This window comes from Mesorhizobium sp. B1-1-5, from assembly GCF_006443065.1.
Lineage (GTDB): Bacteria > Pseudomonadota > Alphaproteobacteria > Rhizobiales > Rhizobiaceae > Mesorhizobium.
Window position 1 is genome coordinate 1 of the sequence record NZ_VFWS01000432.1, and the last position, 1,336, is coordinate 1,336.

Annotated in this window: 2 protein-coding genes; both read left to right on the forward strand. The window is 64.6% G+C overall.

All coding sequences use genetic code 11. The features are described from left to right. Positions 1–1,023: zinc-binding alcohol dehydrogenase family protein (locus tag FJ980_RS32110; RefSeq protein ID WP_246676668.1), on the forward strand; the 1,023-nt coding region annotated here is incomplete at its 5' end. After that, a partial coding sequence (locus FJ980_RS32115) for an SDR family NAD(P)-dependent oxidoreductase (RefSeq protein ID WP_140547505.1) occupies positions 1,020–1,336 on the forward strand: 317 nt, incomplete at its 3' end. The genes FJ980_RS32110 and FJ980_RS32115, both read left to right, overlap by 4 nt.

Here is a 1,336-nt window from a genome sequence, read left to right on the forward strand (position 1 = left end):
GTCTGCCTCGAGGAACCCGGCAAGATCTCGCTGGTCGAATTGCCCGAACCAAAACCGGGCCCGGGCGAAGTCGCGGTGCGGATGGAGTATGTGGGGTATTGCGGTTCCGACCTGACGTCGTTTCGCGGCCTCAATCCGCTGATCTCCTACCCCCGCGTTCTGGGCCATGAAATCTCCGGCACCATCTCGGCGCTCGGCGACGGCGTCAGCGCGCTTGCGGTCGGCCAGTCCGTGACCATTCTTCCCTATTTCAATTGCGGCGGGTGCCATGCCTGCCGCCTCGGCAGGCCGAACGCCTGCAAGGACAACCGGACAATGGGCGTCCAGCGCGAGGGCGCGATGGCCTCGATCGTCGTCGTTCCCGCGGGCAAGGTCATTCCGGTCGAGGGCATGCGCCAGCGGGACCTCGCGCTGATCGAGCCGCTTGCCGTCGGCTTCCATGCGGTCCGCCGCTCCGAGCTTTCGGCTGGAGAAACCGTCGTCATCCTTGGCTGCGGCGTCATCGGGCTCGGCGCCTTGCTCGGCGCTGTCAGGCGGGGCTCACGCGTGATCGCAGTGGACCTTAGCGCCGACAAACTCGCCGTTGCCAAGGCGCTCGGCGCCACTGACATCATCGATGCGTCGCGCGAAGATGTCCTGGCACATGTCCTGGAACTGACCGACGGGGACGGTCCGCAGGTCGTCATCGAGGCGGTCGGCGCGGATGCGACCTTTCGGCAGGCGATCGATCTCGTGGCGTCCTGCGGCCGGGTCGTCTATGTCGGCTACGCCAAGAACAAGATCGCCTACGACACCAAGTTCTTCCTGCTCAAGGAGATGGATATCCGCGGGTCTCGCGGCTCCGAGATCGCCGATTTCCACGATGTTATCGGCTATCTGAAGCAACATCGGGACGCCGGCGACCGCATCGTCTCACGCGTCGTGCCAATCGAGGAAGCAGGTGCGGCCATGCAAGCCTGGGATAAGAACCCCGGAGGCTTCACCAAGATCGTCGTCCGGATCGAAGCGAAGGAAGACGCATGAGCATCAACGATATCTTCGGGCTGGAGGGGCAGCATGCGGTGGTGACCGGCGGCGGAAGCGGCCTCGGCCTTGCGATCGCCACCTGTTTCGTCGAAGCCGGCGCCAAGGTGACGATCGTCGGCACCAACGCCACGAAGCTCGCTTCCGCCTGCGAGACGCTGGGGCCTTCCGCCACGAGCCATGTCTTCGACGTGACCGACACTGCCGGTGCCACGGGTTTCGCCAGCGACGTGGCAAAAAAATCCGGACGCGTCTCGATCCTCGTCAACAATGCCGGCAACACGGTCAAGAAGCCGCTCGGCGAGATGAGCGT